Here is a 24564-nt window from a genome sequence, read left to right as displayed (position 1 = left end):
CGAGGGTACGTGGAGGCCGCCGCCTACTCCCCGGTGAACTGGGGAGGCCGCTTGGCGAAGGTCGCCGATATTCCCTCGGTGAGGTCCTTGGACGGCAGAAACGCCGCATTCCAGGCCGCGACGTAGCGCAGGTTTTCCGCGACGGCCGACGCGCGCTGCTGGTCGAGGACGTCTTTGACGCCGTACACCGCCAGCGGGGGATTGGCGGCAATTTCGGTGGCGGTGGCGTGGGCGGTGGCCAAGGTTGCATCGGCGTCTTCGAACACCTGGTTGACCAGGCCGATCTTCTCGGCCCGAGCGGCGTCGATATCCCGACCGGTCAGCGCCAGCTCCCGCAGATGCCCGTCGTTGAGGATCATCGGAAGGCGGGCCAGGCTGCCCATGTCGGCGACGATGGCGAGCTTGACCTCGCGTATCGAGAACTTCGCATCGGCGCTCGCGTAGCGCATGTCCACCGCCGAGATCAGGTCGACGCCGCCGCCAATGCACCAGCCGTGCACCGACGCGATGGTCGGGGTCCGGCAATCGGCGACCGCATTGGTCGCCTTCTGCATCCGCAGCACCTCGGCATGAAAGTCGGTGCGGGGACGCGCGAGCGCCCCTTCGGCCATCAGCGGGGCGAAAGTTCCGCCCATCGCCGGCACGTCCAGTCCGTAACTGAAGTTCTTGCCCGACCCGGTGATGACGATCGCCCGCACATCACGGTCGGCGTCCAGCGCCGCGAAGACTTCCGGCAGCTCCGACCAGAAAGCGGGCCCCATTGCATTGCCCTTGCCCGGCCCGATCAACGTCACCTGTGCGACCTGGTCTTTGATCTCGACGGTGACAGATTCGTATGTTTCGCCCATGTCCAGACCGTAGCGTGGCGGACATGGCCTCTGATTTGCGACCCGGACCAGATTCTCCGCCGACCGACGAGCTGGCCAGCGCCGAACGCGCCCTGGCGGTCCTGCAGCAGGTGCTGCACCCGATCGGAGATGGTGACCTGTTCCGGCCAACGCCGTGCCCCGAGTACGACGTGTCCGGGCTGACTGGGCACTTGCTGAACTCCATCGTGGTCCTCGGCGGTATGGCCGGCGCCGAATTCACGATGCGCGACCACACCTCCACGCCGGAAGGCCAGGTGGTCAGCGCCGCGCGCCCGGCACTGGATGCCTGGCATCGCCGCGGCATGGATGGCGACGTGCCGCTGGGCCCCGCCTCGATGCCCGCCAGGGTGGCCGTCTCGGTGTTCTCGATTGAATTCCTGGTGCACGCGTGGGACTACGCGACGGCGGTGGGGCATGACATTCACGTCCCGGACTTGCTGGCCGACTATGTCCTGGGTTTAGCGCAGAACCTGATCCAGCCGCACGAACGCGGTGCCGCCGGGTTCGATGATCCGGTCCAGGTTGGCGACGATGTCCGCGGGCTGCACCGGCTGGTCGCCTTCACCGGCCGCAACCCGATCAGGTAGGCACCCTCGACGCCTCTGCGCGGGCCCTACACCCGTTCCAGATAGAAGTAGTAGTAGCGGCCGTTATCGAGAACGCCTTTGCCGTTCATGATGCCCATCACCGCGTCGTCGTCGATCCGCTTGAAGTGGTCGTGCACGGGCTGGCCGTCGTAGACCATCGTGGCGGTGGTTTCGCCCCGAAAGTCCTCGAGCCACAGGCTGGCCTCGCCCTTGCCCATCGCCACGTTGGAGAACTTCTGCCCATCGGCGTCCAGGCACACCAGCGGCTGCACATCGGTGGGGGAGGTGAAGGTCTTGCCGAACCAGCGGGCCTTTTCCAACTGCCCGTTCATCTTGTGACCGGTGTCGAACTCACCGCCCTTCCACTCGCCGATCATGCCGTCGATGCTTGCCGGTTCCAGGGTCGCCCAGAAGTCGTCGAGCTCGGCATCCGGAATCGCACCCACACGGTTTTTGAACTCGGTGAACGTGTCACGGGCGTTCATCGCGCACCGTCGCGGTGGGTGATCCAGCAGCGGGCGAACCGCAGCAGGGCGTCGTTCTCTTCGGGAGCGGCAATGGTGACTCGCACCCCGTCGGCCCCGTAAGGGCGGACCACGATGTGCGCCTTGGCGGCCTGTGTGACGAAGTCGGTGGTCCGGTCTTCCAGCGGTAGCCACACGAAGTTGGCCTGTGACGGCGGCACGGTGAAGCCGGCGGCACGCAGTTCGGCGCTGACCCTGCCGCGTTCGGCCACCACCGCGTCGGTGCGGGCCAACAGCTCATCGGCGGCCTGCACCGAGGCGATGGCCGCGGCCTGGGCGAGGCTGGACACGGTGAACGGCACGTAGACTTTGTCCAGCGCGGCGATCACGTCGGGCTGCCCCACCGCGTAGCCGACGCGCAGGCCCGCCAGGCCGTACGCCTTGGAGAAGGTCCGCAAGACCACGACGTTGCTGTGAGTGCGGACCAGGTGCGGGTTGTCGGGAACCGTGCCGTCGCGCAGGTACTCGACGTAGGCCTCGTCGATGGCGACCAGGATGTGCGGCGGAACCGAGCGAACGAACTCGGCGAGAGCCTCCGGCTGCACCACCGTCGACGTCGGGTTGTTCGGGTTGCAGACGATGATCAGCCGGGTGCGCTCGGTCACCGCGGCCAGCATCGCCTCGAGGTCGAAGGTGTGGTTGGTCAGCGGCACCTGAATGGCGGTGGCGCCGGCCACCTGCACCTGGGGTGGGTAGAGCTCGAAGCTGCGCCACCCGAAAATCACCTCGTCTCCCACCGACGCGGTGATCTGCACCAGCTGCTGGCACAGACTCACCGAACCGCACCCGACGGCGATGTGCTCGGGGCCGAAGTCCGCCGCGCTCAGCGAGCTGACGTGGCGGGCCAACGCCGCCTTGACCGCAAGGCAGCCGTTGTCGGGGTAGCGGTTGATCGACTGGGTGGCGTGTTCGATGGCCGCGCGCACGCTGGGCAGGGGGCCGAACACCGTCTCATTGCTGGCCAGTTTGATGGCTCCCGGCACTGTTTTGCCGGGAACGTAGACTGGCAACCCGGCCAATACGGGGCGTAGGCGGGCGGTCACTTCGACAGCATATGTTGCGGCTGTGTACGCTAAGCCTCCGGCGGCTCGGGGGGTTCCCAGCGTCGGGTACCCTCAGGAAGTCCAAAGGAGGCGTGCCAGAGCGGCCGAATGGGGCTCACTGCTAATGAGTTGTCCCCCTTCAAGGGGACCGGAGGTTCAAATCCTCTCGCCTCCGCGCGGTTCCTCCGGGGACACAACTGAACATCGGCGCCCGTAGCTCAACGGATAGAGCATCTGACTACGGATCAGAAGGTTAGGGGTTCGAATCCCTTCGGGCGCGCTTGATGATGTCTGAGGACATCCGAGTTGGCGGGAATCGGCCCGAATCCTCGACGGGGGTTCGGGCTTTTCTGCGTCGGCGCCGCGCCGCCGCCCGGGTTGCGGGCTAGGCGCCGATCAGCCCCAGTGCCCGTTCGAACAGGTGCACTGTGGCGGCATGGAGCTGATCGCCCACTTCTTTCTCGGCCTGGCCCGCGCAGGCGCGTGCCAGCGTGCCCTCGATGACGATGCCCAGCTTGAAGCAGGCCAGCACGGTGTACCAGGTGATGTGAGATAGATCTCGCGTGGTGTTGGCCGCATATCGCTGCAGCAGATCGTCGGTGCTGGCCAACCCGTCCTGGGCGCCCAGGGCGTGGCCGAACACGCTGGCCCCGTCGGACTGCCGCCAGGTGGCCAGCAGCCAGCCCAGATCCAGCAGCGGGTCGCCGATGGTGCACATCTCCCAATCGCAGATGGCCACCACCTCCGGCCCGGTGCGGGAGAACATGACATTGGCCATGTGGTAATCGCCGTGCAGGATGCCGGGCGTCCACGCCGTCGGGCGATGGCTGTCCAGCCAGCAGGACACTTCCCCGATGCCGGGGATGTCGGGTCCCGGGTAGCCGTCGTACTGCTGATAGGACTCCAGTTCGGCAAGCCAGCGCGGCACCTGGCGTTCCAGAAATCCCGCCGGCTTGCCGAAGTCGGCGAGACCCACGGCGGCATGGTCGACCGCGCCGAGCTTGGCCAGCGCGTCGGCCATCGACAGGCCCATCTGAAACCGGATGCTCGCGTCCCCGGCGTGCAGCGGCGGCAGCCCTTCACCGGCATTGAAGCCTTCGACGGGTTCCATCAGATAGAAGACCGCATCACCGAGCACCGTGGGGTCCGGGCAGGCGGCGATCAAAGGTGGGTGTGGAACGTCGGTGCCGGCCAGCGCCGCAAGCACCTTGGTCTCGCGCAGGATCACGCTGTTGCTGCGCGGACGCAGGTGGCGGGGGCCGCGGCGCAGCACGTAGGTGCGTCCGGAGCGGGTGAACCGCAGCATCACGTTCTGTGTTCCACCGGTGACCGCGCAGACGTCGTACAAGGGACCTTCACCCAGTCCCTGCCCGGACATCCATTCCGCGACCGCGTCGGGATCCACCGGGTGCATCGGCGTCAGCCCTTGGCTTGTGGCGTGTATCGAACCGTTTGGGCCCGGATCATGCCGCCGTCGAAGATGAAGGTGTCCACGCCGTCGTCCACGCGGTGGTGCGCGGAATCGGCGGCCCATTCCAGGAACAACAGGTCGCCGTCGAAGACTTGGGATTTCAGGTCCCAGGTGGCCCCGGGCAGGTCGTCGAGCAACTTGACGAACACCTGGCGGATGGCATCCTTGCCGCGCGCGACACCCGCAGCGGTCAGGAGCACGGAGTCGTCGTCGTAGTCGGCGATGATCTCGTCGAGGTCACCGGCGGCGAGCGCGCGGCCGTGGTGGGCGAATACTTCCTGCGGCGTCCGTGTCATGGTGCTCCCTTGCAACCTGTAGACCCTCTGGGAAAAAGCGTAGGACACTCCCGGCGAGCGGCCACGGCCCGCGGCGGCTGCAAGACTGGATGGCTGGAACCCATTTCTGCTTGGGAGGCTGGCAATGCCACGAACCGACAATGATTCCTGGACCATCACCGAGAGCGTCGGAGCCACCGCCTTGGGTGTGGCAGCCGCCCGGGCCGCGGAGACCGAGAGCGAGAACCCCCTCATCGAGGACCCGTTCGCGCGAGTCTTTGTCGACGCCGCCGGCGATGGCATGTGGAGCATGTTCGCCAACCCCGCTTTGCTGGCCGGCGCACCAGAAATCGAGTCACAGGTGGGGGCGCGGGTCCGCCAGATGATCGACTTCATGGCGACGCGGACGGCGTTCTTCGACGAGTTCTTTCTGGGTGCCGCCGACGCCGGTGTGCGGCAGGTGGTGATCCTGGCGTCCGGTCTGGATTCCCGCGCCTGGCGGTTGCCGTGGCCGGACGGCACCGTCGTATACGAGCTTGATCAGCCCAGGGTGCTGGAATTCAAGTCCGCCACATTGCGTCAGCACGGTGCCCGGCCGACGGCGCAACTGATGAATATCCCGATAGATCTGCGCCAAGACTGGCCAGCGGCCTTGTTGGACAGCGGTTTTGACGCGTCTAAGCCGACTGCCTGGTCGGCGGAAGGGCTGGTGCGCTACCTTCCGGCGCGGGCTCAGGATCTGCTGTTCGAGCGCATCGATACGCTCAGCCCCGCCGGAAGCTGGCTGGCAACCAACGTGCCCCAGGAAGGCTTCTTGGATCCCGATCTGGTGCGCCGTCAACACGAGGAAATGCAGCGGATGCGAGCGGCGGCCGGCCGACTGGTGGAGATCCAGATGCCGGCCGTCGAAGACCTTTGGTACGCCGAAGAGCGCACCCCGGTCGCGGATTGGCTGGGTGAGCACGGCTGGCGCGCGTCGGCCACGACCTCGGCCGAATTGCTGACCCGCTACGGGCGTCCGGTGCCCGACGATGCCGAAGGACCCGTCCCGCCCACCCTTTTCGTGTCCGCACACCGGCCCGCGGCCTGATTAGCGCACGCCCGAACGCATTTAATGCGCAATTTATCCAAGAGATGAACGACGCTCACGGGGTCGGCTTAGGTTGGAATGGAAATGTAGTCGGTCTAGGGATTTCAACGTAATCGGCTGCGCTTCCGGAATGCCCACGATTGCCGACCACGGATGGAGGCAGCGTTGTCTCAGATGCCGCACATCGCGGTCGCCCCAGATCTTGTCGCTTCGGCCGCGAACCAGCTGGAGCGCATCGGTTCGGCGCTCAGCGCAGCAAATCTGACCGCCGCGGCGCCGACAACGACGGTGATGGCCGCCGGTGCTGACGAAGTGTCCACGGCCGTGGCCGCACTCTTCGGCGGGCACGCCCAGGAGTATCAGGCTTTGGTTGCCCGGGCGGAAGCCTTCCATTAGCAGTTTGTCCAGTTGATGACAACGGGTGCCGGGTCGTACGCGGCGGCCGAGGCGGCGAACACCACCCCCCTGCAGGCCGTCGGCCAGGAATTGCTGGCAGCGATCAATGGCCCCACCCAGGCCATCTTCGGGCGTCCGCTGATCGGCGACGGTGCCGCCGGGACGGCGACCGACCCCAACGGTGGCGCCGGAGGGCTGTTGTACGGCAACGGCGGCAATGGCTACTCCGAAACGACGGCCGGAGTAGCGGGGGGGCGCCGGTGGCGCTGCCGGGTTGATCGGCAACGGCGGAAGTGGCGGGAACGGTGGAATCGGCGCCGCGGGCGGCGCCGGCGGCAGCGGTGGGTGGTTGTGCGGCAACGGCGGTGCTGGCGGGCAAGGCGGTGCTGGCGCGGCCGCGGTGGACGGCCTTGGCGTTGGCAATGGCGGGAGCGGGGGAGTCGGTGGTGCCGCCGGGCTCTTCGGTTCGGGAGGCGCGGGTGGCTCCGGCGGGGTCGGTGGGCTGAACGCCGGTGCCCAAGGCGTCTTCGATATCAGCGCCGGTGATGGTGGCGCCGGTGGCCATGGCGGCCATGGCGGTCTGCTGTATGGCTCGGGAGGTACCGGTGGACAGGGCGGTGGCGGCGGCGACGGGTTCCTCGCCACAAATGCCGACGGCGCCACCGGTGTGGTCGACTTCATGGGTGGGAGCGCAGCGGCCGGTTCCGCCGGCAACGGCGGGGCGGGCGGTGCCGCCGGACTGTTCGGTGCCGGCGGGGCGGGTGGTGCCGGTGGCATCGGCGGGCTCGCCGGGCCTACCGACAACGGTGATTTCATCATCGCGAGCTCTAGTTCAACAATCACGATCGGTTCCCTATTCGGCACTGGGGGAACCGGTGGCGATGGGGGAATCGGTGGCCACGGCGGATGGCTATTCGGCAACGCCGGCGCCGGTGGGCCAGGGGGATCCGGCGGTGCTGGAACCTACATCAGCCCAAGCGGCCGCCTCACCGTGGTGGAGTTTGCCGGCGGTGTGGGTGGTGGCGGTGGAGCCGGTGGAGGCGCGGGTGTCTTCGGCAATGGCGGGGCCGGCGGCCTCGGCGGGGCCGGCGGGGTAAGCGGCGACCACTCCGGTGGGAACGGTGGTGAGGGCGGCAACGGCGGTGATGCTCAGTTCGCCGGCCACGGCGGAGCCGGGGGCCCAGGGGGTACCGGCGGCGGGGGAACCGCCGATGACGGCGTTGCCGGTTCGAATGGTTCGCCAGGACTGTTTTTCGGCTGAGCTGACCGAATACCCAGGGCTCCGGCGTTGTTGATTAGCAGGCTTGTGAGCTGGGTTGATGATCTTTGGTGCCGCGCTATTGGGGCCGGAGTGTAGGCACGGGCTATCTGGAGAACGATCGAGTTGGTTACTGTTCGTCGTTGGTCTGGAGTTGCCCGTGCCTACCGTTTCAGTATTGCCTGTGTCGTCGGTTCCAGAGGTGTTCGACCGCTGGAGTCCTGGTGAGCGCAGCGAGTTCATCGGATCGGAGTTTCTCGATGTGTTGGCCTCGGTGCCAGACCCGAGGGGCCCACGCGGTCGGAGGTATTCGCTGATGGCTTTGTTGGCGATCGCGGTTCTGGCCACTGCCGCGGGGATGCGCGGCTATGCTGGTTTTGCCACATGGGCGGCCACCGCTCCCGATGATGTGTTGGCCCAATTAGGGGTCCGGTTCCGGCGGCCCAGTGAGAAGACCTTCCGCGCTGTTTTGTCTCGGCTAGACCCCGCCGACCTCAACGCCAGGATGGGCAGTTACTTCACTGCACACGTGGCCAGCAGCGACCCCAGTGGATTGGTGCCGATCGCGTTGGACGGCAAGATGCTGCGTGGTGCTTTACGCGCCAAAGCGACAGCCACGCATCTCGTGTCGGTGTTCGCCCACCGTGCCCGATTGGTGCTCGGTCAACTCGCTGTCGCCGAGAAAAGCAATGAAATTCCCTGCGTACGTGCCCTGCTCACGCTGCTGCCGGGTAGCTTGCGGTGGCTGGTCACCGTGGATGCGATGCATACCCAGGTCGTCACCGCGAAGTTGATCTGCGCCACCTTGAAGTCGCACTACCTGATGATCGTCAAGTCCAACCAAGCCAAAATACTTGCGCGTATCACCGCGCTGCCCTGGGCCGAGGTGCCCACAGCCGCTACCGACGACTCCCGCGGCCACGGCCGTGTCGAGACCCGCACCCTGCAAATCATCACCGCTGCACGAGGAATCGGCTTCCCCTACGCAAAACAAATCATCCGGATCACTCGTGAACGCTTGATCACCGCCACCGACCAGCGCAGCGTGGAGGTGGTCTATGCCATCTGCAGCCTGCCGTTCGAGCACGCCTGCCCTACCGCGATCATGACCTGGATGCGTCAACACTGGGGAATCGAGAACAGCCTGCACTGGATACGCGACGTCACCTTCGACGAAGACCGTCAAAGGGCACATACCGGAAACGGCGCACAGGTCCTAGCAACGCTACGCAACACCGCGATCAATCTGCACCGCCTCAACGGCGCCGACAACATCGCCGAAGCCTGCCGGATCACCGCTTTGACCGCCAACCGCCGCCTAGACCTCCTCAATCCACAATTCCCCAGCTCACAAGCCTGCTAATCAACAACGCCGGAGCCCTGCTGATCACCCGCGGGCCGAATCGCCGGAATTGATGGCAGCATGGAACCGTGACGGGAAAGGTTTCCACGACGACGGTGTCCTGGGATGTGGTTTCGGTTGACAAGCCCGAGGATGTCAACGTCGTCATCGGCCAGGCGCACTTCATCAAGACGGTCGACGATCTGCATGAAGCCCTGGTCGGGGTCAGCCCGTCGCTGCGGTTCGGGCTGGCCTTTTGCGAGGCGTCGGGCCCACGCTTGGTCCGCCGCACCGGCAACGACGCCGAGTTGGTCGACCTTGCCACCGACACCGCCCTGGCCATCGCGGCCGGCCACAGCTTTGTGATCTTCCTGCGCGAGGGCTTCCCGGTGAACATTCTCAACCCGGTCAAGGCGGTGCCCGAGGTCTGCACGATCTTCTGCGCCACCGTCAATCCCGTGGAAATCGTGGTCGCGGCGACTCCCCGGGGTCGCGGCATCGCCGCGGTGATCGACGGCCAGACGCCGCTGGGCGTGGAGACCGACGTGGATGTGACCGAGCGGCGCGAACTGCTTCGCGCCATCGGCTACAAACTTTGACGGCCTCGCGCCGCGGTCACTGCTTGCGGTAGAGCGAATCGATCTCGCCGGCGAATCGTTCGGCGACCACGTTGCGCTTCACCTTCAGCGTGGGGGTCAGCTCACCGGTGAGGACGGTGAAGTCCACCGGCAGGATGCAGAACTTGCGGATTGATTCCGCTTGGGAGACCACCTGATTAGCCTGTTTGACGGCCTGATCGATCTCGGCGGTGAGGTCGGGGTCATCGATGAGGTCCGCAACCGAGGCGGCGGCGGCCTTGCTGTGGTGCTGCTTCCAGACCTCGAAGCCTTCCGGGTCGATGGCGATCAGCGCGCCGACGAAGGGCCGGTTGTCCCCGACCACCATCGCCTGGCTGATCAGCGGGTGCGCCCGCAGCTGGTCTTCGAGGACCGCCGGTGCCACGTTCTTGCCGCCGGCGGTCACGATGATCTCCTTCTTGCGACCGACGATCGACAAGAATCCGGCGTCGTCGACCGACCCCAGGTCACCGGTGTGGAACCACCCATCGACGATCGCCTCGGCGGTGGCCTTCTCGTTGTGCCAATAGCCGGTGAACACCACCCCGCCGCGGACCAGCATCTCGCCGTCCTCGGCGATCGCCATGCTGTTGCCGGGCAACAGGTTTCCGACCGTGCCCACTCGCTCTTGACCGATCCGGTTGGCGGTGATGGCAGCGCTGGTTTCGGTCAGTCCGTAGCCCTCGTAGATCGTCAGCCCGATGCCGCGGTAGAAGTGACACAACCGGGTGCCCAGCGGCGCTCCCCCGGAGACGGCGGCGTGACAATCGCCGCCCAGCGCCGAGCGCAGCTTCTCGTACACCAGCCGATCGAACAGTGCATGCCGGGCCCGCAGCAACAGGCCTGCGCCGCCGGTGTCCAGCGCCTTACTCCAGGCGATCGCGGTTGCGACGGCGAGATCGAAGATCATGCCGCGGCCGCTGTCGCGAGCCTTCAACTCGGCTGTGTTGTAGACCTTTTCGAATACCCGGGGCACCGATACCACGACCGTCGGCTTGAAGACGCCCAGCGTCGCCACCAGGTTCTTGATGTCGCCGGTGTAGCCGATGGTGACTTTGTTGGCGAACGCAAACATCGACAGCGACCGGGCCAGCACATGGGCCAGCGGCAGAAATACCAGCAGTCGCTCGCCCTTGCGCAACAGCGTCGGAAAGCATGACGCCGCGCCGCGCGCTTCGTAGAGCAGATTGGAGTGGGTCAGCTGACAGCCCTTCGGGCGCCCGGTGGTGCCCGAGGTATAGATCAGTGTCGCCGGGTCGGAGGACCGCAGCGCTGCCAGCCGGTCGTCGAGTTGGTCGCGGGCTACCGATTTCCCTGCTTCGGCGAGCTCGTCGAGCGCCGCGGGCCCATCGGAGTCGAGGTGCAAGATCTTGCGCAAGCTGGGCAACTCATCGCTGAGTTGCTTGATCAGCTGGGCATGGGCATCGGTCTCGGCGACCGCCAATACCGCCCCCGAATCCTCCAGGACCCAGCGCACTTGCTCAGCCGAAGACGTGTCGTAGATCGGCACGGTCACCGCCCCGACCGAGAGGATCGCGTAGTCGAGGATCACCCACTCGTAGCGAGTGGCCGACAAGATGGCCACCCGATCGCCGGCATTGACCCCCTCGGCGATCAAACCCAGTGCGGCGGCCCGGATCTGCTGGGCGGCCTGGGCGCAGGTCACGTCCGTTCAGGTGCCGTCGACAAGCCGCTGAAAGATCACATGATCTGGGTAGTCTCGCTCATGCGTGTACACGCAGCTGGCGACGTTGTCCTCTGCGGTAACGGTGAAATCCGCGGGAACATCCCATTCACGCATGCTCAGCAACCTCTCCCAAGTCAGATCCGAAAGTCAGATAGCGGTGCCGGGGCCAAACAACTGAGTCAAGCTCTGTCGGCTCGCACCCATTCGAGATTAGGCGCCCAGCCGCCACCTTCCCAGTACCGGCTGAAAGCCTACGTTGCGAATCGGCCCTTGTGCCGCCATTCACACTTTGACCTGTAGATATCCAGCCGACCACCGGCCACGCCGACTCTGGTCCTTGACACGACGCGAGCTTGTGCAGAGTGTCGAGTGCATGTCCGTGGTGCGCGGGACCGGGCTCTCGAACTACCCGAACCTGGTTTCCGAATTGGGCGGAGACCCGGCGGCGCTGCTGCGCGCGGCCGGTGTCTGCGAGCAAGACGTCGGCAACTACGACGCGTTCATACCGGTGCGCGCGGTCATCCGAGCGATCGAGACAGCCGCGGCCGCCACGGGCACGCACGACTTCGGGCGGCAGCTGGCGCAGCGGCAGGGCATCGAGATTCTCGGACCGGTTGGGGTGGCGGCGCGCACCGCCGCGACGGTGGCGGATGCCCTGATGATCTTTCACACCTTCATGGCCGCCTACAGTCCGGCCATCCACATCGAGATCACGCCGCTGGCCCATACGCAGCGCTCGTTCGTCGACATCGAGATTGTGCCCGACGATCCGATCCCCTGCCCGCACACGTTGGAGCTGGCACTGGGCGTCTCGTTGGGGGTGTTCCGTTTGCTGATGGGTGCCGACTACACCCCGCTGGCGGTGCATCTGCCGCACGACCCGTTGACCCCTCCGACCACCTATGTGCGGTATTTCGAGTGCACGCCCCACTTCGCGGAGCGCCGCAGCGGATTCACGGTGCGCAGCACCGACCTGGTCCGTCCGCTGCACCGCGACGAACTGGCGCACCGCGCGGTGGTCGACTACCTGAGCAGCATCACCCCGCTGGGCGCCGGGATCGTCGAATCGGTGCGCACCATGGCCCGCCAGCTGCTGCCCACCGGGGCGGCGACACTCGAGGTGGTCGCCGCGCAATTCCACCTGCATCCCAAGACCCTGCAGCGCAGGCTTGCCGACGAATCCACCACCTTCGCCGCACTCATCGACGAGGTGCGCAAGGAGACCGCCGATCGCTACCTGCGGACCACCGCCATGAGTCTGTCGCATCTGGCGCGCGAACTCGGCTACGCCGAGCAAAGCGTGCTGACCCGCTCGTGCAAACGCTGGTTCGGAATCGGGCCGGCCGCCTATCGCGCCAAGACCCGCGTGCGGGCTACCCCGCGACGGAGATAGCGACAACGACTCTTCCGGCATCACCGACTACCGGACCGCCGCGAGTGCGGACGGTTCCCAGCCAGCGGTAGACATCGGCGCTCGAGTTACGTCACAGCCCGACCGCACGCTCCAGCTCCTTAAGCGAGGTCTCCAGATGTCCGAGCATCCGCTGCAGATGCGGCACGCTGCTGCGGCAACCGACCAGCCCGAAGTCCAGCCGGTCGGCGGTACTGGTCAACGTGATGTTGAGCGCTTGTCCGTTGATTGGCAGCGACACCGGATAGTTGCCGACCAGTCGGGCACCGTTGAAGTATCGAGGCTCCCGGACGCCGGGGACGTTGGAAATGCAGACGTTGAACGGCGGCGGTGTCACCGTCGACAGACCCGGAAGCGTATTGAGCGCAGCGGGGCTCAGCAGCAGCAGCGACAGGGCCAACGCCTGCGCCTGGGGCAGTTGTGCCAGCACCTTCTTGTTGTCGCGCATCGAGGCGTGGATGACGGCCTAGCGCTGCGCCGGATCGTCAAGATGTGTCGCCAAGTTGCACAACACCGCACCGACCATGTTGCCCCCGACCGAATCACGCTCGGTGCGCAGGCTGACCGGAACCATCGCCACCAGCGGTGCGTCGGGCAACGCGTCGTTGTCTTCCAGGTAGCAGCGCAGCGCACCCGCGCACATCGCCAGCACGACGTCGTTGAGGCTCACTCCCGCAGCGTTTTTGACCGTCTCGACGCGGTCGATGTCCCATGACTGCGCGGCGCAGCGCCGCGCTCCGCCGATGGCGACATTGAGCATGGTGCGCGGCGTTGCGAACGGCAACGTCAGCTGCTGTTCCAATAGCGCGGACCGCGCCAGGCGCAGTGACGAGGGAGCCAGCCCCGCAACCGATCCGAGCATCCCGCCGAGTTGGCGCAGCGGGCCGGGCCGGGTCTGAACCCCGCGCGGCCGCTCCGGCGCCGGCGACCAGGTAGCGCGGAAGTTGGTGTCAGCGGGATCGGCCGGAAGCGACCGGCGCATCAGCGCGAGTCCGGAGACGCCGTCGATCAGCGCGTGGTGCATCTTCGAGTAGATCGCAAAGCGCCCGTCGTTGAGGCCTTCGATGACGTGTGTCTCCCACAACGGACGATGACGATCGAGCAGGTGGGCATGCAGCCTCGAGGTCAGTTCCAGCAGCTCACGCACCCGCCCCGGAGCCGGCAGGGCCGAACGCCGCACGTGAAAGCCGAAGTCGATGTCATCGTCGACCGACCAGCCCAGATTGGTGAGTACGCCCTGAAACGATGCGGGGCGCTTGCGGAACAGCGGGGCCACCTCGCGGCAGTCGAGCATCGCCTGGTGAGTCTCATGCACGAATGCCCGTCCCGCCCCCTCGGGAGGTTCGAACAGTTGCAGCGCACCGACATGCAGCGGATGCTCGCGCGACTCTGCTGACAAGAACAGCGCGTCAACCGGTGACATCAGTTCCATCGTCTTGTTACTCCTCGTGGTGGCTCGGCCCGTCTGCGGGCAGTCAGCCCGTCAAGGCCAGCGGGGGTGTGTCGGCGGCGGCCGACGCACTGAATTGCAGGTGGTCATCGTCGACCGGACCTTCGCGCAGCGTCGCGCGGTCTGCGCGGTAGTCCATGCAGGTCCGCCATGGGCCTTCGGTGCCCTGGTGGGGGAACGCGGCGGCGGCACGCTTGACGTATCCGGCGGTGATCTCCAGCAGCGGCCTGGTTGGCATCGACGCGGGCGCGTGCGGGCGACATATGTTGTGACCGTTGGCATCCATGTGGGCCAGCAGTCGGCAGAAGTGCTCGCACACCAGCCCGACCTTGAGCGTCCATGACGAGTTGGTGTAGCCGAAGACGTAGGCGAAGTTGGGGACGTCGCCGAGCAGGAAACCCTTGAAGGCCACCTTCTGGGAGACATCGACGGGTTCACCGTCGACCGACAGGCCGATGCCGCCGAAGGCGAGCAGGTTCAGGCCGGTGGCGGTGACGATGATGTCGGCTTCCAATTCACGCCCGGACTGCAGCCGGATCCCGCGCTCGGTGAACGTCTCGATCTGGTCGGTGACTACCGAGGCCCGCCCGTCGCGAATGGCCTGGAACATGTCGGCGTCCGGCACGACGCACAGCCGTTGATCCCAGGGGTTGTAGTCGGGCCGGAAATGCTCGTCTACCGGATACCCGGTTGGCAGCAGCCGGGCGTTGAGATGGCGGATGACTCGCCGCGCCGCCCCGGGGTAGCGCTGGCAGAAGTGCCACACGAGTCGTTGCTTGGCGACATTCTTCTTGCGGGTGAGGGCGTAGGCCCGCTTCCGGCCGACCAGCTTGGGCAACGTGTTGGCGATGCGGTCCTTGGACGGCACCGGAATGATGTAGGTCGGCGACCGCTGCAGCATCGTCACGTGGCCGGCGGTCTCGGCCATCGCCGGCACCAAGGTGACCGCCGTCGCGCCGCTACCGATGATCAGCACCCGCTTGCCCCGGTAGTCCAGGTTTTCGGGCCACTGTTGCGGGTGCACCACCTGGCCGGCAAAGCGCTCGCGGCCGGGGAACTCCGGTGTGTAGCCCTCGTCGTACCGGTAATAGCCGCTGGCGCAGAAGAACCATTCGCAGCTCATGGTCACGCGTTCGCCGGAGCAGAGGCGCTCGATCGTGACCCGCCAGCGCGCATCCCGGGTAGACCAGGCCGCCTCTATCACCTTGTGCCCGAAGCGGATCGCCCGTGCGAGGCTATTCTCTGCGACCGTCTCCCGAAGGTAGGACATGATGGCGCCGGCACTGGCGATCGCCTTCTCGTTTTCCCAGGCCTTGAACTCGTAGCTGAACGTGTGCAGATCGGAGTCCGAACGAATCCCGGGGTACCGGAACAAGTCCCAGGTTCCGCCGATGTCGTTGCGCGCCTCGACGATTGCAAACGTCTTTGCCGGCTGATGTTCCTGCAGGTAGTAAGCCGCGCCGATGCCCGAGATCCCGGCACCGACGATCAACACGTCGACGTATTCGATGCTGCTGGAGTTCATTTTCGCGTGTCCTGTTCGGGTTGGCTGGCCCCACGGACCGCATTGTCCGCAGGGCGGTGGTTGAACCACCAAGAACACTTTGCGGCAGGACACGGCCCTCAGTCTTGACAGCAAGCGACAACTTTTTGACCATCAAGGACACCGGGTACCGACTAGGTCACAGCAGGTCGGTGGTGGTTTTCAACCCCGCGTCACGGAGCGCCCGGGCCCCTTCCCCTGCCGCCGGTGCACCCGCTGCGCGCCTCCCGCCGCCGTCGTTGACAGTGCCCGCCATATCGACATACCGTGCGTTTGGGAGGTCGCCGATGAGTGGTCCCGCCAAGCTTCGAGTCATCCAATGGGCGACCGGGGGCGTTGGTAAGGCCGCCATCGAGTGCATACTCAATCACCCGCAGCTCGAGCTGGCCGGTTGCTGGGTGCACAGCGCCGCCAAACACGGCCTCGACGTCGGAACGATCATCGGCGCGGCCCGGTTTGGCGTTACCGCCACCAACGACGTCGACGAGTTGCTGGCGCTGGACGCCGACTGCGTCATGTACAGTCCGCTGGTCGCCGATGAGCAAGACGTCAAAGCGATTCTGCGCTCGGGCAAGAACGTGGTCACCCCGGTTGGCTGGGTTTATCCCGACCTCAGCAAACCGCGCGTCAAAGCGGTCGCCGATGCGGCGGTTGCCGGCGGGGTGACACTGCACGGGTCAGGCATCCACCCTGGCGGCATCACCGAACGATTTCCGCTGATGGTCTCCTCGCTCTCGTCCGCGATCACCCATGTCCGCGCCGAGGAGTTCTCCGACATCCGCACCTACAACGCGCCCGATGTGGTGCGCGACATCATGGGATTCGGCGTGCCCCCTGCCCAAGCCATGCAGGGACCGATGGCGGCGCTGCTCGAATCCGGATTCAAGATGTCGGTACGAATGATCGCCGACCACATGGGATTTCACATCGACCCAACGATCAGAGCGACACACGAGATCGCCGTGGCGACCTCCGACATCGCCTCCGATGTGCTGCCCATCGCCGCGGACACCGTCGCCGGCCGCAAGTTCCGCTGGCAGGCACTCGCCGACGGAAAGCCGGTGATCACCGCCGCGGTCAACTGGCTGATGGGGCAGGCCGACATGGACCCGGACTGGTCGTTCGGGGAGCGCGGCGAACGTTTCGAGATCGAGATCACCGGCGACCCGAGCGTGAGTCTGGTGTTCAAAGGCCTGCAGCCAACATCGATTACCGAAGGGCTGCAACGAAACCCCGGCGTCGTCGCGACCGCCAATCACTGCGTCAACGCCATCCCCGTTGTCTGCGCCGCCGATCCCGGCATCGCGACCTACTTGGATCTGCCGCTGTTCGCCGGCCGGCCGGCACGAGCCAGTCGAGGTCTCGAGCGGTGAGCTACTCGCATCCGGAATCACTACGGGGGCACATCGCGATCGTCACCGGCGCCGCCCGCGGGGTCGGCAAGGGCGTCGCGGCCGCGCTCCTCGAACGTGGCGCCGCGGTGCTGCTGGTCGACATCCTCGACCAGGCCCTGGCCGCCACCACCGCCGAACTCGATTCGACGGGTCGCGCCAAAATGCTGGTCGCCGACCTGCGCGATCCCGACAGCGCGCAGCGGATCGTCGCGGCCGCGGTCGACGCCTTCGGCACGGTACACGGCCTGGTCAACAACGCCATCGCGACCAACGAGCCCAAACCATTCGTCGAGATCACCACCGAGGATCTGGCCCTGGACCACGACGTCGGCCCGCGGGCGACGTTTCTGCTGATGCAAGCGGTGTACCCGGTGATGGTCGAGGCTGGCGGGGGCTCGATCGTGAACCTGGGCTCAGGAACCGGCACCGGCGGCGAAGCCAAGTGGGGTGGCTATGCCGCGGCCAAGGAGGCGATCCGCGGATTGTCGAAAGTCGCCGCGCTGGAGTGGGGGCGCGACAACATCCGCGTCAATGTCATCTGCCCGTTCGCCGAGTCGGATGGGGTCAAGCTCTGGAAGCAGTTCGCCCCCGATGACTACGCCAAGGCACTGCGTCGGGTTCCGATGCGGCGTATCGGCGATGTTCGCACCGACGTGGGGGCGCTGGTGGCGTTTCTGCTGAGCAGCGATGCCTCCTTCATCACCGCGCAGACGATTCACGTCGACGGCGGAACCGGCTGCTTCCGATAGCCGCCCGGTGCGCGCGGACGCACTGGCCTGCCGGTCATGACGGTGGCCGCCGAACCGCTTGCGGGTTGGCGATCCGGATGGGGGCGCCGTCCAGCCAGGCGACCACCGCTTCCACGGTGTCGGCGTAGCAGGCACTCGGCATTTCGCGGGTGACATACCCGAGGTGGGGCGACAGGGTCACGTTCGGCAGCGATCGCAACCGGTGATCGACCGGAAGCGGCTCCACGTCATAGACATCGAGTCCGGCTCCGGCGATTCGCCCGGCCTCGAGCGCACCGATCAGCGCGCCCTCGTCGGCGATCGGGCCCCGGGACGTGTTGATCAGGTAGGCGCCGGGCTTCATCGCCGCCAGCTCGCCCGCGCCGACCAAGGCCCTGGTGCGTTCCGAAAGCACCACATGGATGGACACCATATCGGATTGGGCGAAAAGCACCGGCTTGTCCACCCGGCGCACGCCGTGGGCCGCGGCGGCCTCCTCGGTGAGATTCTGGCTCCACGCGATGACGTCCATCCCGAACGCCTTCGCGTATTCGGTCATCCGCTTGCCGACCCGGCCGAGACCGAGCAGTCCGAGCGTCTTGCCGGACAGCGTCATGCCCGTGGTGGTCTGCCAGCCACCCGCACGCAGCTGACGATGCTCTTCGGCCAGGTTGCGCACCGTCGCGATCAGCAGCCCCCAGGCAAACTCAGCGGTGGCGTCGCGCGCGGCCCTGAATCGGGGATGGGCGAAGTTCGAATGAGCGACCAGCACCCCGCGCTCGGTGGCCGCGGCCAGGTCCAGGTTGGGCAGGTTCATGCCGACGATGGTGATCAGCTTCAGGCGCGGCAACCGCTCGAGCAGCGAGCGCGGAAAGGCCATCCGCTCGCGCATGGTGCACACCGCGTCGAAGTCCGCCAGCGCCTCGGCGGCCTCGGCCTGGCCAAGATGGCGGTCGAAAACGGTGAGGGTGGCCCTGCCCCGCACCGGTGGCCAGTCGGCGAGGTCGGTGGCTACGCGCGCGTAGTCGTCGAGAATCGCCACCCGGGGAACGTGGTCTTGGCCGAAGCCATGCGATGCCGGCTGGCTCATTTCCAGGCCCCTATCAGCTATCGACTCGTGTACCGCCCCCTCGCCACTGCATTGTGCCCGGCCCGGCGGCGCATCACCGTGGCGCTCGAGCGGCAATCTCGCCACAGTTGAGTAGGGTTCCTATGGTGGTGACGCCCGAGATCCCCGCGCACTATCTGTTGTCGAGCGCCGCACCCAACCCGCGCACCCTGATCGACATCATCTACGAGACGGCCGCGCGGTACCCGGACGCCGCGGCGATCGACGATGGAACAGTTCAGCTCACCTACAGCGAGCTGGTCGAAGACATGGAGGCCAGCGTGGCCTGGCTCGCCGCCAGGGGCGTGGGCCGGGGCGATCGGATCGGCATCCGGATGCCATCCGGAAGCTATGGGCTGTACACCGCGATCCTGGCGATACTTGCCGCCGGCGCGGCCTACGTGCCCGTCGACGCCGATGATCCCGACGAGCGCGCCGAGCTGGTCTTCGGGGAAGCCAACGTGGTCGCGGTGATCACCGAGGGCGGCATCGAGCGAACACTCGGGGCATCGCGCGGCTGGCGCGCCGGGGCGCCGCTGGTTCGAGACGATGCGTGGATCATCTTCACCTCCGGATCCACCGGTACCCCCAAAGGCGTTGCCGTCACCCACCGCAATGCCGCCGCGTTCGTCGATGCCGAAGCCCAGATGTTCCTGCAAGATAACCCGATTGGCCCCGGCGACCGGGTGCTGGCCGGTTTGTCGGTCGCCTTCGACGCATCGTGTGAGGAGATGTGGCTGGCCTGGCGCCACGGCGCCTGTCTGGTCCCCGCGCCGCGATCGCTGGTGCGCAGCGGGATGGACCTGGGGCCCTGGCTGGTGACCCGCGACGTGACCGTGGTTTCGACCGTGCCGTCGTTGGCCGCGCTGTGGCCGGCGGAGGCACTCGAAGCGGTGCGGCTGTTGATCTTTGGCGGCGAGGCGTGCCCTCCGGAATTGGCCGAGCGGCTCGCGGTGGATGGCCGGGAACTGTGGAACACCTACGGCCCGACCGAAGCCACCGTGGTCGCGTGCGCCGCCCGGCTCGACGGCACCGGGCCGATCAGCATCGGGCTGCCGTTGCCGGGGTGGGACCTGGCCGTCGTCGACGCCAACGGTCAGCCGGTCGGCTACGGCGAGGTCGGCGAGCTGGTGATCGGTGGGGTGGGGTTGGCCCGCTACCTCGACAGCGACAAAGACGCCGAAAAGTACGCCTCGATGCCGTCCCTGGATTGGACGCGCGCCTACCGCAGCGGCGACCTGGTGCGCCTCGAACGTGACGGGCTCTACTTCTGTGGGCGCGGCGACGACCAGGTCAAAGTGGGTGGCCGGCGCATTGAGTTGGGTGAGGTCGACTCGGCGTTGGTCCACCTGGCCGGAGTCAGCGGCGGCGCGGCCGCCGTACGCCGCACCGCCACCGGCACGCCGGTGCTGGTCGGTTACGTGGTCAGCGCCGATCCCGCGTTCGACATCGCCGCGGCGCGCCGTCAACTCGCCGAACATCTGCCCGCCGCGCTGGTACCGCGCCTGGTGCAAATCGACGAGCTGCCCACCCGCACGTCGGGCAAAGTCGACCGCGATGCGCTGCCCTGGCCGCCGCCCGGCAGCAGCGACACCGAAGAGACACCCGATCTGGCCGGCACGACGGGTTGGCTGGCCGGAATGTGGCGTGACCTGCTCGGCGCCGCCATCTCCGGCCCGGAGGCCGACTTCTTTGCACTCGGCGGCGGCTCGCTGGCGGCCGCGCAGCTGGTCGCCATGCTGCGCCACCAGTATCCGCAGGTCACCGTCGCCGATCTGTATGACCATCCCCGGCTCGGATCGCTGGCCGGGTTCCTCGATGAGCTCGGGCCGCCGCCGCAGGTTGACGAACGTGTCGTTGGCCCCACCCCCCGGCTGACCCAACTGATCCAGACGGCCGCGGCGATACCGCTGACCACCTTGGCGGCGTTGCCGTGGGTGACCTGGCTGGCGGTGGGCAACAACATCGCCCATGACTTGCACCTGGTGCCGTGGACCGTGTCGGTGAACTGGTGGCTGATCGTCGTGGCGTTCGTCGCGTTCGTGACACCGTTGGGCCGGATGGGCATCGCGGTGCTGTGTGCACGCATCCTGCTGCGCAAGGTGACACCGGGCAGCTATCCCCGCGGCGGATCGGTACACCTTCGGGTGTGGTTCGCCGAGCGGCTGGCCGAGGCCAGCGGGGCCGAAAACATGGCCGGGGCCCCGTGGCTGGTCTACTACGCCCGCGCGCTGGGCGCCGACATCGGCAAGGGCGTCGACCTGCAGGCGATGCCGCCGGTCACCGGACTACTGACGGTGGGGCACCGCAGCGCGATCGAGCCCGAGGTGGACCTGTGCGGACACTGGATCGACGGCGACCTGTTTCACGTCGGCGCCATCACGATCGGCAACGACGCAACGATCGGGTCGCGAACCACGCTGTTGCCCGGCGCGGTGGTCGGCAAGAACGCCGATGTGGCACCCGGCTCCGGGGTGATCGACAAGATCAAGAACGGCCAGTACTGGAAGGGGTCACCCGCGGCCAAATCGGGCCGGGTCAATCACCCGTGGCCGGACCAGCGACCGCCGCGCCGAGGGCAGTGGGTGGCCGTGTACGGGTTGACCTCGCTGCTGCTTGCCGGTCTGCCGCTGCTGGCCGCGGTCACCGGCCTTGCGGTGATCGCGGCGGCGGTCCGGCACACCCGCAGCCTGTCCCAAGCGGTGCTGCCGGCGCTGTTGTGGACCCCGGTCGCGACGCTGGCCGCCACCGCCGTCTACGTGCTGGTGACGGTGCTGGCGGTGCGCGCGATGTCGATCGGGCTGCGCGCGGGCTACCACCCGGTACGCAGCCGGACGGGCTGGCAACTGTGGACGACCGAGCGGCTGATGGACGCTGCCCGCAACTATCTGTTCCCGCTGTATGCCAGCCTGCTGACGCCGATCTGGTTGCGGATACTGGGCGCCAAGGTGGGCCGCGGCACCGAGATCTCCACTGCCCTGGTGATCCCCAAGTTCACCGTGATCGAGGATGGCGCGTTCCTGGCCGACGACACCATGGTCGCCGCATACGAACTGGGCGGCGGCTGGATATATGCCGCGCCGACGACGGTGGGCCGGCGGGCGTTCTTGGGCAATTCGGGCATCACCCAACCGGGCCGGCGCGTCCCCGACGACGGGCTGGTGGCGGTGCTGTCGGCTACGCCGCCCAAGGCCAAACGCGGCTCCTCCTGGTTGGGCAGCCCGCCAATGAGGTTGCGGCGCAAGCCCGCCGAAGCCGATGCCGCGACCACCTTTGAACCGCCCCTGCGGTTGAAGCTGATGCGGGCCGCGGTGGAGACATGCCGGCTGCTCCCCATGATGGTGACCGTTGCGATCGGCCTGGCCGTGCTGGGCGGTCTGCAGGCGGTGGTGTTGGCGTTCGGGCCGTCAGGGATTTGGTGGGCCGCGCTGCTGGGCGGATTGGTTCTGCTGGCCGCCGGTGCCGTCGCCGGGGTGATCTCGGTCGTGGTGAAATGGCTGGTTGTCGGCCGGATCAAGGCCAGCGAATATCCCCTGTGGTCGTCGTTCGTGTGGCGCAACGAGCTGGCCGATACGTTCGTCGAAACCGTCGCGGCTCCGTGGTTCGCCCGCGCGGCCGGCGGCACACCCGTGCTGAACATGTGGCTGCGTGGCCTGGGGGCCCACATCGGCCGCGGGGTGTGGTGTGAAAGTTACTGGCTGCCGGAGGCGGACCTGGTGACCCTCGGCGCGGGATCCACCGTCAACCGCGGCTGCGTGGTGCAGACCCATCTCTTCCACGACCGAATCATGCGGATGGACAGCGTCGTTCTGGAACCCGGCGCGACCCTCGGCCCGCATTGTGTGGCGTTGCCCGCGGCCCGGTTGGGCTCGGGCGCGACGGTCGGTCCGGCCTCACTTGTTGTCCGCGGCGACGAGGTACCCGGGTCGACGCGCTGGCAGGGCAATCCGATCAGGCCGTGGCAGACTCGCCGCAAGAAGTCCAGCGGCACAAAACAATCCGAAGGCGGCGCAAAGGACACTGCCGCGTGAAAGCATCCGCCAAGATGCCGAAGAAAGCTATCAAAATCATCGATCCATACCTGCCCCAGAACGGCAACTTCGGCTACCGGGTTTCACGCTACGAGCTGGACCTGGAATACAAGGTTGCGATCAACCGACTGTCGGGAACGGCGACGATCACCGCGGTGACCCTGACCGAGTTGCAGGAATTCACCCTCGATCTATCCGATGCGCTGTCGGTGTCGAAGGTGTTGGTCAACGGCAAGCGCGTCGCGCGCTTTGCCAGCCGCAACGGCAAGTTGCGCATCGGGTTGACCTCGAAGCTGGCTACCGGAGTGGCGTTTTCGGTTCTCGTGCGTTACAGCGGAGCGCCGCGGCCCCTGCAAACGCTCTGGGGTGAAGTCGGATTCGAGGAACTGACCGAAGGGGCGCTGGTGGCCGGCCAACCCAACGGCGCGGCCTCGTGGTTTCCGTGTAACGACCATCCCAGCGCGAAAGCGGCGTTTCGCATCCAGATCAGCACCGAGAGCTCCTACCGGGCGATTGCCAACGGCAAGCTCGTCGGGCAGCGGGTACGGGCGTCACAGACCGTGTGGACCTACGAGCAGCCCGAACCCACCTCGACCTACCTGATCACCCTCCAGGTCGGCGTCTACGTCATGGCCCGGATGTCCAGGTCCCCGGTGCCGATCAGGGCGGCGCTGCCCGAACGGCTGCGCTCCGAGTTCGACCACGACTTCGCCGGGCAGCCGGCGATGATGCAGTTGTTCATCGATCTGTTCGGCCCGTATCCGCTGGCGAACGGATACACGGTCGTGGTCACCGACGATGCTCTGGAGATACCGCTGGAGGCGCAAGGCATCTCGATCTTCGGCGCCAATCACTGCGATGGCACCCGTTCCAGCGAACGGCTCATCGCGCACGAACTGGCGCACCAGTGGTTCGGTAACTCGGTGACGGCGCGGCGATGGTGCGACATCTGGCTGCACGAGGGATTCGCCTGCTACGCCGAGTGGCTCTGGTCGGAGCACAGCGGCGGGCCCAGCGCCGATGAGCTGGCCCGCTATCACCACCAGGAGCTGCGGGGGAAACCGCAAGACCTGCTACTGACCGATCCCGGGCCCCAACTGATGTTCGACGATCGCGTCTACAAGCGCGGCGCGTTGGCCCTGCACAGCCTGCGCGGGCGGTTGGGTGACGCGAAATTTTTCGCCCTGCTCAGGGATTGGACGACGCGGTACCGGCACGGCACGGTCATCACCGACGACTTCACCGGCCTGGCCGCCAACTACGCCACCGAGTCGCTACGGGACTTGTGGGACACCTGGCTGTATTCGACCGCAGTGCCCTGACGCCGCCGGCCACTACAAGTTGGCCAGGTCATCGGGTACATCGACGGCGTGTTCTTGCAGCACCTCGAGTGGCACCAACTTCCAGTGCCCGCTCGTTGGTGGATGCCAGCACCACCGGCGCGGCGCAGCCGTCATAGTGGGCACGCAGCCAATTCACCGCGACGACGCACCAGCGGTCGCCTGGCAGCAGTCCGGGAAAGCGGTACTCCGGCACCGGGGTGGACAGGTCGTTGCCGATCGAACGCTGATGTTCGAGGAACTCGGCGGTCACCACCGCGCAGATCGTATGCCGGCCAACGTCCTCGGGCCCGGTAGCACAGCAGCCGTCACGATAGAACCCGGTGGGCGGCTCAGTCCCACACTGCTCCAACGGGTTACCCAGCACGTTGCGATCAGCCACCTGCCCAGTATCGCTCGT

Annotated in this window: 16 protein-coding genes, 2 tRNA genes and 4 pseudogenes; 12 read left to right on the top strand and 10 right to left on the bottom strand. The window is 66.7% G+C overall.

Annotated features, from left to right (window positions below):
• Nucleotides 1-23: 23 nt before the first annotated feature.
• On the bottom strand, nucleotides 24-848 hold the full coding sequence (locus MPSD_RS26920; protein WP_020785579.1) for a crotonase/enoyl-CoA hydratase family protein: 825 nt from the start codon (nucleotides 846-848) through the stop codon (nucleotides 24-26).
• Between the two features lie 23 nt (nucleotides 849-871).
• On the opposite strand from MPSD_RS26920, the gene MPSD_RS26915 reads away from it, so the two are divergent.
• On the top strand, nucleotides 872-1456 hold the full coding sequence (locus tag MPSD_RS26915; protein ID WP_036426128.1) for a TIGR03086 family metal-binding protein: 585 nt from the start codon (nucleotides 872-874) through the stop codon (nucleotides 1454-1456).
• A gap of 26 nt (nucleotides 1457-1482) precedes the next feature.
• On the opposite strand, the gene MPSD_RS26910 is transcribed toward MPSD_RS26915, so the two are convergent.
• Together MPSD_RS26910 and MPSD_RS26905 are read right to left on the bottom strand one after the other, a co-directional pair.
• Nucleotides 1483-1941, bottom strand: coding sequence for a DUF4334 domain-containing protein (locus MPSD_RS26910; protein ID WP_015357607.1), 459 nt, complete (start codon nucleotides 1939-1941; stop codon nucleotides 1483-1485).
• On the bottom strand, nucleotides 1938-3023 hold the full coding sequence (locus MPSD_RS26905) for a pyridoxal phosphate-dependent aminotransferase (protein WP_015357606.1): 1086 nt from the start codon (nucleotides 3021-3023) through the stop codon (nucleotides 1938-1940). Before MPSD_RS26905 ends, MPSD_RS26910 begins: the two co-directional genes overlap by 4 nt.
• Nucleotides 3024-3109: 86 nt before the next feature.
• On the opposite strand from MPSD_RS26905, the gene MPSD_RS26900 reads away from it, so the two are divergent.
• Nucleotides 3110-3198: transfer RNA gene (locus MPSD_RS26900), tRNA-Ser, on the top strand.
• A 32-nt stretch (nucleotides 3199-3230) separates the two neighbouring features.
• Nucleotides 3231-3303 (top strand) — tRNA-Arg (locus tag MPSD_RS26895).
• Nucleotides 3304-3408: 105 nt separating this feature from the next.
• On the opposite strand, the gene MPSD_RS26890 is transcribed toward MPSD_RS26895, so the two are convergent.
• Nucleotides 3409-4437: a phosphotransferase family protein gene (locus tag MPSD_RS26890; RefSeq protein WP_020785582.1), complete on the bottom strand. Its 1029-nt coding sequence runs from the start codon at nucleotides 4435-4437 to the stop codon at nucleotides 3409-3411.
• Nucleotides 4438-4442: 5 nt separating this feature from the next.
• On the bottom strand, nucleotides 4443-4790 hold the full coding sequence (locus MPSD_RS26885; protein ID WP_015357604.1) for a nuclear transport factor 2 family protein: 348 nt from the start codon (nucleotides 4788-4790) through the stop codon (nucleotides 4443-4445).
• A gap of 124 nt (nucleotides 4791-4914) precedes the next feature.
• Between MPSD_RS26885 and MPSD_RS26880 the strand changes: the two genes are divergently transcribed.
• From MPSD_RS26880 to MPSD_RS26860, 4 genes and pseudogenes are all read left to right on the top strand, one after another.
• A complete protein-coding gene (locus MPSD_RS26880) occupies nucleotides 4915-5859 on the top strand; it encodes a class I SAM-dependent methyltransferase (RefSeq protein ID WP_020785583.1) in 945 nt (314 codons plus the stop codon).
• Between the two features lie 174 nt (nucleotides 5860-6033).
• Nucleotides 6034-7516: pseudogene (locus tag MPSD_RS30365) on the top strand (PE family protein).
• A gap of 157 nt (nucleotides 7517-7673) precedes the next feature.
• Nucleotides 7674-8876 carry an ISAs1-like element IS2404/ISMul1 family transposase gene (locus tag MPSD_RS26865; protein WP_420811984.1) on the top strand — a complete coding sequence of 401 codons (1203 nt, stop codon included), beginning with the start codon at nucleotides 7674-7676 and terminating at the stop codon, nucleotides 8874-8876.
• A 68-nt stretch (nucleotides 8877-8944) separates the two neighbouring features.
• Nucleotides 8945-9454, top strand: coding sequence for an adenosine-specific kinase (locus MPSD_RS26860; protein WP_036426134.1), 510 nt, complete (start codon nucleotides 8945-8947; stop codon nucleotides 9452-9454).
• A gap of 16 nt (nucleotides 9455-9470) precedes the next feature.
• On the opposite strand, the pseudogene MPSD_RS26855 reads toward MPSD_RS26860, so the two are convergent.
• Nucleotides 9471-11273, bottom strand: a pseudogene (locus tag MPSD_RS26855) (AMP-dependent synthetase/ligase).
• 259 nt (nucleotides 11274-11532) lie between these two features.
• On the opposite strand from MPSD_RS26855, the gene MPSD_RS26850 reads away from it, so the two are divergent.
• Nucleotides 11533-12552: an AraC family transcriptional regulator gene (locus MPSD_RS26850; protein ID WP_020785589.1), complete on the top strand. Its 1020-nt coding sequence runs from the start codon at nucleotides 11533-11535 to the stop codon at nucleotides 12550-12552.
• A 91-nt stretch (nucleotides 12553-12643) separates the two neighbouring features.
• Here MPSD_RS26850 and MPSD_RS26845 read toward each other — a convergent pair.
• A pseudogene (locus MPSD_RS26845) lies at nucleotides 12644-13993 on the bottom strand (WS/DGAT/MGAT family O-acyltransferase).
• A 52-nt stretch (nucleotides 13994-14045) separates the two neighbouring features.
• On the bottom strand, nucleotides 14046-15545 hold the full coding sequence (locus tag MPSD_RS26840) for a flavin-containing monooxygenase (protein ID WP_020785592.1): 1500 nt from the start codon (nucleotides 15543-15545) through the stop codon (nucleotides 14046-14048).
• A 305-nt stretch (nucleotides 15546-15850) separates the two neighbouring features.
• Between MPSD_RS26840 and MPSD_RS26835 the strand changes: the two genes are divergently transcribed.
• Nucleotides 15851-16936 (top strand): NAD(P)H-dependent amine dehydrogenase family protein, encoded by a 1086-nt coding sequence (locus tag MPSD_RS26835; RefSeq protein WP_015357596.1) that lies wholly within the window; start codon nucleotides 15851-15853, stop codon nucleotides 16934-16936.
• Nucleotides 16933-17706: an SDR family NAD(P)-dependent oxidoreductase gene (locus MPSD_RS26830; RefSeq protein ID WP_020785593.1), complete on the top strand. Its 774-nt coding sequence runs from the start codon at nucleotides 16933-16935 to the stop codon at nucleotides 17704-17706. The genes MPSD_RS26835 and MPSD_RS26830 overlap by 4 nt, the downstream gene beginning before the upstream one ends.
• 34 nt (nucleotides 17707-17740) lie before the next feature.
• Here the strand turns inward: MPSD_RS26830 and MPSD_RS26825 are convergent, their stop codons facing one another.
• Nucleotides 17741-18775: a D-2-hydroxyacid dehydrogenase family protein gene (locus MPSD_RS26825; protein WP_020785594.1), complete on the bottom strand. Its 1035-nt coding sequence runs from the start codon at nucleotides 18773-18775 to the stop codon at nucleotides 17741-17743.
• A gap of 122 nt (nucleotides 18776-18897) precedes the next feature.
• Here MPSD_RS26825 and MPSD_RS26820 point away from each other — a divergent pair, with 122 nt between their 5' ends.
• Together MPSD_RS26820 and MPSD_RS26815 are read left to right on the top strand one after the other, a co-directional pair.
• A complete protein-coding gene (locus tag MPSD_RS26820) occupies nucleotides 18898-22824 on the top strand; it encodes a Pls/PosA family non-ribosomal peptide synthetase (protein WP_020726918.1) in 3927 nt (1308 codons plus the stop codon).
• Between the two features lie 14 nt (nucleotides 22825-22838).
• Nucleotides 22839-24146, top strand: coding sequence for a M1 family metallopeptidase (locus MPSD_RS26815; RefSeq protein WP_020726919.1), 1308 nt, complete (start codon nucleotides 22839-22841; stop codon nucleotides 24144-24146).
• 12 nt (nucleotides 24147-24158) lie between these two features.
• Here the strand turns inward: MPSD_RS26815 and MPSD_RS26810 are convergent.
• Nucleotides 24159-24546 (bottom strand): annotated as a pseudogene (locus tag MPSD_RS26810) (DUF2237 family protein).
• Between the last annotated feature and the right edge of the window lie 18 nt (nucleotides 24547-24564).

Source organism: Mycobacterium pseudoshottsii JCM 15466 (assembly GCF_003584745.1).
In the GTDB taxonomy this organism is placed as follows: domain Bacteria; phylum Actinomycetota; class Actinomycetes; order Mycobacteriales; family Mycobacteriaceae; genus Mycobacterium; species Mycobacterium marinum.
Note: the sequence above shows the minus strand (reverse complement) of the source record. Positions and strands in the feature narration are given on the sequence as shown.

Bases quoted from the DNA above. Each gene is read 5' to 3' on its own strand.
- MPSD_RS26890 (WP_020785582.1), bottom strand. From the start codon at position 4,437: ATGCACCCGGTGGATCCCGACGCGGTCGCGGAATGGATGTCCGGGCAG.
- MPSD_RS26880 (WP_020785583.1), top strand. From the start codon at position 4,915: ATGCCACGAACCGACAATGATTCCTGGACCATCACCGAGAGCGTCGGA.
- MPSD_RS26920 (WP_020785579.1), bottom strand. From the start codon at position 848: ATGGGCGAAACATACGAATCTGTCACCGTCGAGATCAAAGACCAGGTC.
- MPSD_RS26835 (WP_015357596.1), top strand. From the start codon at position 15,851: ATGAGTGGTCCCGCCAAGCTTCGAGTCATCCAATGGGCGACCGGGGGC.
- MPSD_RS26825 (WP_020785594.1), bottom strand. From the start codon at position 18,775: ATGAGCCAGCCGGCATCGCATGGCTTCGGCCAAGACCACGTTCCCCGG.
- MPSD_RS26850 (WP_020785589.1), top strand. From the start codon at position 11,533: ATGTCCGTGGTGCGCGGGACCGGGCTCTCGAACTACCCGAACCTGGTT.
- MPSD_RS26820 (WP_020726918.1), top strand. From the start codon at position 18,898: ATGGTGGTGACGCCCGAGATCCCCGCGCACTATCTGTTGTCGAGCGCC.
- MPSD_RS26885 (WP_015357604.1), bottom strand. From the start codon at position 4,790: ATGACACGGACGCCGCAGGAAGTATTCGCCCACCACGGCCGCGCGCTC.
- MPSD_RS26915 (WP_036426128.1), top strand. From the start codon at position 872: ATGGCCTCTGATTTGCGACCCGGACCAGATTCTCCGCCGACCGACGAG.
- MPSD_RS26815 (WP_020726919.1), top strand. From the start codon at position 22,839: ATGCCGAAGAAAGCTATCAAAATCATCGATCCATACCTGCCCCAGAAC.
- MPSD_RS26910 (WP_015357607.1), bottom strand. From the start codon at position 1,941: ATGAACGCCCGTGACACGTTCACCGAGTTCAAAAACCGTGTGGGTGCG.
- MPSD_RS26840 (WP_020785592.1), bottom strand. From the start codon at position 15,545: ATGAACTCCAGCAGCATCGAATACGTCGACGTGTTGATCGTCGGTGCC.